At 63.5% G+C, this 8683-nt stretch carries 6 protein-coding genes; 5 read left to right on the plus strand and 1 reads right to left on the minus strand.

Annotated features, from left to right (window positions below; all coding sequences use genetic code 11):
• Position 1: 1 nt before the first annotated feature.
• The 4 genes from VML93_RS16600 to VML93_RS16615 are packed head-to-tail and all read left to right on the plus strand — an operon-like array spanning position 2 to position 5855.
• A complete protein-coding gene (locus VML93_RS16600; RefSeq protein WP_325612272.1) occupies positions 2–1510 on the plus strand; it encodes a proton-conducting transporter membrane subunit in 1509 nt (502 codons plus the stop codon).
• A complete protein-coding gene (locus VML93_RS16605; protein WP_325612274.1) occupies positions 1507–3027 on the plus strand; it encodes an NADH-quinone oxidoreductase subunit C in 1521 nt (506 codons plus the stop codon). Before VML93_RS16600 ends, VML93_RS16605 begins: the two co-directional genes overlap by 4 nt.
• A complete protein-coding gene (locus tag VML93_RS16610) occupies positions 3028–3828 on the plus strand; it encodes an NADH:ubiquinone oxidoreductase (protein WP_325612276.1) in 801 nt (266 codons plus the stop codon).
• Entirely contained in the window at positions 3822–5855 is a 2034-nt protein-coding gene (locus tag VML93_RS16615; protein WP_325612278.1) for a proton-conducting transporter membrane subunit, read from the plus strand. The genes VML93_RS16610 and VML93_RS16615 overlap by 7 nt, the downstream gene beginning before the upstream one ends.
• Positions 5856–5878: 23 nt before the next feature.
• Here VML93_RS16615 and eno read toward each other — a convergent pair whose 3' ends face one another.
• A complete protein-coding gene (gene eno, locus VML93_RS16620; RefSeq protein ID WP_325612280.1) occupies positions 5879–7171 on the minus strand; it encodes a phosphopyruvate hydratase in 1293 nt (430 codons plus the stop codon).
• 221 nt (positions 7172–7392) lie between these two features.
• On the opposite strand from eno, the gene VML93_RS16625 reads away from it, so the two are divergent.
• Positions 7393–8472 carry a DUF190 domain-containing protein gene (locus tag VML93_RS16625; protein ID WP_325612281.1) on the plus strand — a complete coding sequence of 360 codons (1080 nt, stop codon included), beginning with the start codon at positions 7393–7395 and terminating at the stop codon, positions 8470–8472.
• The last annotated feature ends 211 nt before the right edge of the window (positions 8473–8683 follow it).

Consider the following 8683-nt stretch of genomic DNA (forward strand, 5'->3'; position numbering starts at 1 on the left):
GATGTCGATATTGATGGTGCTACTCGTCGCGGTGCCGCTGGGCACCACGCTACTGTGCCTCAGCGTCCCGCATCGCGTCGCCGCGATCGTCACCGCACTCACCGGCGTCATTACGTTCGGGCTCGCCGTCGCGCTAGTGCCCGCCGGCGCCGGTCACACCATCACCGCCCTGCGCTATTTGCGCGCCGACTCATTGTCGCTAATCTTCCTGCTAGGCACCTGCTTTCTGTATGCCACAGTCGGGATCTATTCCGTCGGATACCTCGCCGACGAAGAGCGAGCGGTCAGATCCGCCAACGCCGAGCAGAAGGCCCAGTTCACCCGCCACAGCGCCCGCTTCTACGTCGGCCTAAACGCCTTCGCGTGGTCGATGATCTGCGCACCGCTGGTCAACGGTCTTGCGCTGTTGTGGATTGCCGTGGAAATTACCACCGTCGTTTCGGCGCTGTTGGTGGCGTTGGACAACACCGAGGGGGCCACCGAGGCGGCATGGAAGTACGTACTGATCGCCTCATCCGGGCTCGGAATTGGCCTGCTGGCAACCATCTTCATGTACTACGCGGGCGCCCAAGTGTTGGGGCAATCCTATGACTTGGCTTTCGACCCACTGATCAGCGCGGCCGGCCACTCACCGCAGACTCCGGTGCGGTTGGCGTTCGTTCTTGCCGTCGTCGGCTACGGCACCAAAGTCGGGTTTTTCCCGGTACACACCTGGCTACCCGACGCACACGCCGAGGCCCCGACCCCGGTGTCTGCGCTGCTATCGGGGTCGCTGCTGGCGGTAAGCTTCTATGCGATCTTGCGCTACTACCAGATCACCGCCGCAGCATTAGGTCCACGCTTTCCACAAATGGTGTTGTTGGTCTTCGGTGTACTTTCGCTGCTACTGGCAGCGCTCTACCTACTCGAACAGCGCGATATCAAACGCCTGCTTGCTTATTCGAGCGTCGAACACATGGGCATCCTGGCGATAGGCATGAGCTTCGGCGCACCGATCGCCTTATCCGGCGTGCTGTTGCACGTACTTGCCCACGCCGCGGCGAAGGGCAACGCATTCATGGGTGCGGGTGTGCTCGTGCGCAAATTCGGCACCAAGGAACTGGCCCGAATGGCCGACGGCATCAGGCTATTGCCGTGGTCGGGTCCGCTGTTCCTGACCGCCGTTCTGGCGTTATCGGCGATGCCGCCATTTGGTTTGTTCCGCAGCGAATTCCAAATCATTTCCGGCGGATTCGCGCACCCCCGCAACGCCGCCACGGCGGCACTTGTCTGTCTGGTCACCCTGGCTTTCTTGGGTTTGACACTGGCCACCACCCGGATCCTGTTCCGCCCCAGACCGATCGAGCCGACCGCCAAGCAAGACCAGATTCCGGGTGAGCCCAGCCGCTGGATGGTGACCCCTGTCGTTGCGGGAGTATTGGTCTTATTGCTGTTGGGTATTGCGCCGCCATCGGATTTGGTGAATCTGCTCAACCACGGCGCCAGCGAACTCATGGCTGGTGCACGATGACCTCCGCGACCGCGACCGACGTCGTCGACCTGCCGCTGGAGCGGTGGCGTGCGGATGTGATCGCACACGTCGCCGCCGGTTATCGTTTCGCGGGTTTGTACGCCGCTCATGATGCCGAAACGGCGCAGTTGCACGCCCTTGTGGTTGGCGGTGCTTGGATCAGCTGCCTTCGCACACGCCTGACACCGGATACCAACGGATCGATGTCCTACCCGGCGCTGACACCCGATGTGCCGGCGGCATTTTGGTATGAGCGAGCGTTGCACGACTTATCTGAGGTGGTGCCGATCGGGCACCCGCGGCTCGATCCGTTGCTGTTGGCCCGCCAACCCGGACAACCTTCACCGCGGCCCGGCTATGTCGACAGTGCCGCACTGGATCGGCACATTCACTCGAGTGCCACCGAACGACACGGTCCGGTCGACGTCGGCGGCGGCGGAGTATTCACTTTACCGCTGGGACCCGTGCGCTCCGGAGTGTACGAATCGATCGAATTCCTCATCGAGACGCCGGGCGAGGACATACCGCACCTGAACATCCGGCCGCACTACAAACATCGCGGGATCGCCAAACGGTTCGAGACATTGGATGTAGGCGACGGGATCCTGGTCGCAGAACGCGTGGAGGGAATCTCCTCGGTCGCACATGCTTTGGCCTTCGCCCATGCCGCCGAGCACCTTACCGGCGGCGCTCCGCCGCGGGCCGCGCGACTTGTTCGGGTTATCCACGCCGAACTGGAACGAATCGCCAACCATCTTGACGTGGTGACGCGGCTGTGCGACGCCGCTGGGATTGCCGTTCCCTACGCACGGTTCGGCTGGCACAAAGAGTGCGTTATGCGGTTGATATCTGCGCTGTGCGGCAACAGGTTTGGGCGCTCAGTGGTCCGTGTTGGAGGCATCGGCGCGCCTCCTCGGCTGCACTCGTCCGAGGTTTCTGCGCGCCTGGCGGTGATCGTGCGTCGGCTCCGCCGGGACCGTGACGCCCTGATGGTGGACGCGTCGTTTCTCGACCGACTCCGTGGCACCGGGCGTCTCGATCCTGCGCTGGCGGCCTCACATGGAGCGCTGGGTCCGGTGGGCCGGGCGTCGGGCTGCGACGACGACGCGCGCAGACGCCCATACGACGGCTACGCGGAGCTTCCGGTTGTCGACGGCGTCGCGGTCGACGATCAAGGCGACGCACTGGCTCGGCTGCGGGTTCGGTGGCGCGAGATCGATATCGCCGCCGAGTTGATCCAGCGTGCCTGCGACCGCCTGGCCGCCATCTCGGATAGCGCGATTGCTGCACCAGTCGAGGTGGTCGACGGTTTCGGGCTGGGCTGGGCCGAGGCGGCGCAGGGTGAAGTGCTCTACGGCCTGGAAGTCCGTGACGGCGTGATCGGCCGATGCTTTGCCCGGTCCGCTTCCCTGCACAACATGCTGCTCTTCCATGATGTGTTCGGAGGGGACGTCTTCACCGACTTTCCGTTCATAGAGGCCAGTTTCGGGCTCGGCTATGCTGGGGTGGCGATGTAGATGCCGTGGGTGTTGAGGGGACTGCGCAACGGCATCGTCACCAGCCGGTGGCCCCAGGGTGTCGACGAATACTTCGATCAATTTCCCGCGGCGGTACGGGTAATTGGCGGCGCCGACACCGGGGCACCGCCGCGTGCGGTCGCTGCCGCCACGGCATGCCCCACCGGTGCCATTTCCGTTGAGCCGCAACCACAACTGGATCGGGGACGGTGCATCTTGTGCGGACGCTGCGTGGACCTGGCGCCCGAATGGTTTGGCTGGGAAACCGGTTCCGCCACAGCCGGTCTGAGCAGGGCATCGCTAGTGGTGGGTGCCATCGAGGAGAGCGACGAGGCGCTGGCCGAGCTGCGCGCGGCGCTGGCCAACCGGGTGCGACGACTGCGACGTTCGGTACATCTTCGCCATGTCGACACCGGATCCGACGGCAGCGACGAATGGGAGATCCAGGCCCTGACCAACCCGGTCTATGACCTGCACCGGTTGGGAATCTTCTTCACAGCCAGCCCTCGTCACGCCGATATCCTCTTGGTCACCGGGATAGGCGCCGCCGCAATGATTGAACCGCTGCGGCGCACGCTGGATGCGATGCCGGCGCCGACCGTTGTGATCGCCGTTGGTAGCGACGCGGTGAGCGGTGGGTTGATCGGCAGCGGGTACATCGGCGGCGTCGGGGTCGGCGACGTCGTGCCCGTCGACGTTTGGGTGCCCGGGGCACCGGCCTCTCCGTTCAGCGTGCTGCACGGCATCCTGTTGGCATTGGGCCGCGTGCCTAGGTACGAACGCACGAGCGCGCCATGCTGATCACTGGGCTCTCCCTACTGGCGGCGGCGCTGTTACTCAGCTCGTGTTCGGGGCTTGCAGGGAGCGAACGCGCACAGGCGCGTTGGAGTGCTGCCGCCTGGACCGCCAATGCCGCAGGGGCTGTCGCATTGGTGGTTACCGGTGTCGGCGCGCTGGCCGGTCGTCCGCAACGTGTCGAGCTCGGCGACCTCTCGGGTCTCGGGCCGGCCTCGCTGCACGCGGATGCGCTCTCCGGGCTATTCCTCGTCGTATCGTTCGGGGTTGCCGTCCCAGCCCTGATCGCCGCCGCCGCTCCGGCTAACCGCCATCGTCCACGCCTGCCCGCCGCCGTCGCCTTGGCTCTGATCGCGGTCGGGATCGTCATCACGGCCGACAACCTCTTCGTTCTGCTCTTCGGTTGGGAATTGCTCAGCGTGGCCTTCTACCTGATCGCCGGATACGACCGCGACCTGCCCGGCAGGGCGAGGGGTTCCGTCATTACCGTGGTGTTCGGCAAGGCCAGCGGGGCATCACTGCTGATGGGTGCTCTGCTACTGGCGGGACACACCCATACCTTCGCGTTCACCGTCGATGGGCTGAACCCACATAGCGCAGCAGGCCAGGCATCGTATGCGTTGCTGCTGTTGGGGTTCGGCATCAAGGTCGGACTGGCGCCAGCTCACATCTGGATGCCGCCCGGATACTTCGCCGCGCCGGGCCCGGCCCGCGCAGTGATGGCGGGCAGCGCAGTCAACGTGGGTTTCTACGGGATGTGGCGCACGCTGAATGTACTTGGCCCGCCGCCAGTCTGGCTGATCTGCGGAGTGCTGATCGTCGGCGGTCTCACCGCCATCTTGGGCATCGCCCACGCCGCGGTCAACCCCGACCTCGCGGTGTTGATCTCTTGGTCGAGCGTGGAAAACGCCGGTGTCATCACCGCGGGATTCGGAGCCGCTTTGGTCGGCGCGGCAGCGGCCGAACCGAGGCTGGTCGCCGCGGGACTTGTTGCCGCCACCGCCCAGGTAATGGCGCACGCGTTAGGCAAGACGTTGATGTTCGTGTCTGCGTCCACGATCGAGCACACCACCGCGACCACCGACCTAGACCGGCTCGGCGGCATCGCGCGACGTTTGCCGTGGGCGGGCACCGGTTTGGTGATCGGCTCATTGACGCTGGCAGGGCTACCGCTCACCGCGGGTTTCGCATCCGAATGGTTCACCCTCGAGTCGCTGATGCAACAGTTCAGAGTCTCCAGCCTGGCGATGCAACTGTCCACCGCCGCAACAGGAGCGCTGATCGCGCTGACGATCGGTATCGCGGGAGTCACCTTCGTTCGGGTGGTGGCGCTCACCGCATTCGGCCCGGCCCGCATCGGTGGGCCGGCGTTGGATCCGGTGGCCGCAAGGGTAGACCGTCAATGGCCCTACCGAATAGGTGTAGCCCTCCTGGTCGCCGGCTGCCTCGGGGCCGCGGCCTTGGCGCCGCTTCAAGTGCGCCTAATCGGTGCCGGGCTGCGACCGATTGTGGACAAAAAGGCAGCCGGTGCCAATGCCGCCCCCTGGGTGCTGCAGCCCGTGTTCGCCGAATTCTCCGCGTTGTCACCCACCTGGCTATGGATCGTGCTGCCTGCGATGACCGCGGTCATCGCGGGATCCGCAACGGTGTTCGCTGGGCGCAACCCGTTTCGGGTGCGCAAGGTTACGCCGTGGTCCTCGGCGTCGCCAGGGGTCGACCGCGGGGTCGGCTACACCTCCTCCGCATACGCCAATCCGGTGCGCAACGTGCTGTCTACTGTGCTGCTAACCCGAACCGCATTGCTCGAGAAGGAGTACGAGCACGACGATGACGACCTCGCGGCGCGCCTGTATACCTATCGCATCGACGTCGTCGATGTCGTCGAACGATATTTCTATCGCCCGCTGAGCTATGGCGTACTCGCGGTGTCACGATTCGCCAGGAAATTGCAGTCGGGTCGCCTCGACGCGTATATGGCTTACATGTTGATCGCGGTGCTGGCCGTTCTCGCCGTCGTGATCGCGGCCTCATGAACGGCAACGTTTCACCCGTTGAGTCAAAGTTGTGTGAACGACAGACGATGGGCGACGGGCAGCCCATACTGCAGATCCGGTTCCGCCGCTGCGATTTCGAGGAGCCGGTTGTACTTTGCGACGCGTTCTCCGCGGGCCGGAGCACCCGATTTGATTTGACCACACCCCGAGGCCACCGCGAGGTCGGCGATGAACGAATCTTCGGTTTCCCCCGAGCGATGAGAAATCATCGCACCGTAGCCCGCCTGCCTACACAGCGCGAGTGCCTCCAGGGTCTCGGTTACCGTTCCGATCTGGTTGACCTTGATCAAGGCGGCGTTCCCGATGCCGACCCGCACAGCAGCAGCGATCAAATCGGGGTTGGTCACAAAGTTGTCGTCGCCGACCAATTGCACGGTGCCGCCAAGGGCTTCAGTCAGCTTGCGCCAGCCTGCGGAGTCGTTTTCATCCATCCCGTCCTCGATGCTCCATACCGGGTAATTGGCGACCATGCTGGCGTAGCGATCGATCATGTCGTCGCTAGACAGATCGTCCCCAGCAACCCGATAACGATGGTCACGGTAGAAGTAGCTCGCGGCGGGATCCAGTGCGATCGCCACGCCGGCATGACCGATGCTATAACCCGCATCGCTGATCGCATGGGTGAGCAAGGTCAAAACATCTTCAGGACAACGGATCTCAGGTGCGAAACCACCTTCGTCGCCCAACCCGGTCGCCAGGTTGCGGTCGGCCAGCTCAGAACGCAATCGGCGATACACCTCGGCGCCGGCACGGATCGCTTCGGGCAAGGACGGTGCCCCGATCGGCGCGATCATGAATTCCTGAAAATCGAGACTATTGAGCGCATGAGCGCCGCCGTTGACGACGTTGAAGTGCGGTACCGGCAGACGCGGGCTCACGCCGTCAGGAGTGAGCGACTGCCACAACGGCCGTCCCGATTCCATGGCGAAGGCCCGGGCGGCCGCCATCGAAACACCGACTATCGCGTTAGCCCCCAATCGGGACTTGTCTTCCGTCCCGTCCAGCTCCCGCAACACCGCATCGACATGATCGAGGGTGGTAAACGGTTGGCCAGTAAGCGATTCTGCGATCGTCCCGTTGACATTCTCGACAGCTCGACCTACACCCAAGCCGCCGTAACGCTCGCCGTCCCGGTCACGCAACTCGACGGCCTCCCGGCTGCCGACCGAGGCTCCGGATGGTACACCCGCACGCACCTGTCTACCGTCTGCCAGAGTCAGCGATACCGAGAGAGTCGGGCGACCGCGGGAATCGAGGATCTCGATCGCCGATACCGACGTAAACTTAACTGCCACTTGTCTTCCTCCACGTCAAGTTCGGCTGCATCGTTGACCAGCCGAGCACTGATCTGTTCCGCAGGGACCGTTGGCCGTCGAATGCGTGACGCGCAGTTATGGCGAGCCCCACCGCCATCTAGCGTTGACAACTTACAGCATACCCAGCACCCAGTGGTGACATTCCAGAATCGGCGGCCTGCCTTTGAAAATTCCTGCACAGCAAAGCCTAAGGACTATCGATGGACGAAGACTGTCTCAAGCTCAGTACCTATTTCGACGAGCGTCGGCGTAGCGGTGATCGCTTTCTCGCCGACGTAATGCTCGGCATGTACGAAGAGCGCCGCATTGCCACCAGCATCGTGTTGCGCGGCATCAGCGGGTTTGGACCACGCCATCACCTCAGAACCGATCAGTCTTTGACACTGTCCGAGGATCCGCCGGTGGCGATAATCGCGGTGGACAACAGAACAAAGATTGAGGCGCTGCTGGACCCCGTGCTGGGCATCGAGCAGCGCGGCTTGGTAACACTCGAGCGTGCCCGGTTGTTGCGCGACGGCATCGGACCGATGGAACTGTCGGACCAACTGCATGAAGCCGTCAAGTTGACGATTTATGTCGGACGCAAGGACCGCGTGTACGGGGTACCGGCCCACATAGTGATTTGCGATCTGATGTACCGGCGCCAACTCGCCGGGGCATCGGTATTCCTAGGCGTCGACGGCACCGCGCACGGGCGGCGGCAACGTGCCCTATTTTTTGGACGCAATGCTGATGTTCCGATGATGATCATCGCCGTCGGTTCCGGCGAGCTCATCGGTCAGGTGGTACCGGAACTCGGCGGGCTGCTCCGACGGCCGTTGATCACTGTCGAACGGGTTCGCGTGTGCAAGCGCGATGGCGAACTACTGGAGCGGCCCCACGCACTGCCGGGGACCGACGAGCACGGCCTGCCACTTTGGCAGAAGTTGATGATCTACACCTCTGAAGCGGCACGCCACGACGGCGTGCCGATCCATCGCGCGGTGGTGCAGCAGCTGCTGAAGCACAAACCATCTCATGGCGCGACGGTCCTACGTGGTATCTGGGGCTTCCACGGCGATCATCGACCGCACGGGGACAGGGTGTTCTCACTGGGGCGGCATGTCCCCGTTGTCACCATCATCATTGATAGGCCGGACCGTATAGCTGAATCCTTTGATGTGGTTGATGAATTGACCCGCGGCGAGGGACTGGTGACCAGCGAAATGGTGCCGGCTGTTGTGTCGACCGATGACGACAGCCCGCAGGGAGGACCGCCGATCGCCCGTCACCAATACTGACGTTCGCCCGAAACCGAGAATTGTGGCGTCAGGGCTGCGAGCCTGGCCGCGAAAATTCGTCGCCTCTTGACGTAATGCCTCAAATCAAGATGCCCGCGAAAATTGATCGATGCCTCAGGGAGGAATGCCCGCGAAACGGGCCGGCTCAGACGGCCTTGGTTCGGATGCCTTTGCGGATGTCGGGTAGGGCGGTCGGGATGCCGGCGAGGTA

Source organism: Mycobacterium sp., from assembly GCF_035499775.1.
Classification (GTDB): Bacteria; Actinomycetota; Actinomycetes; order Mycobacteriales; family Mycobacteriaceae; genus Mycobacterium.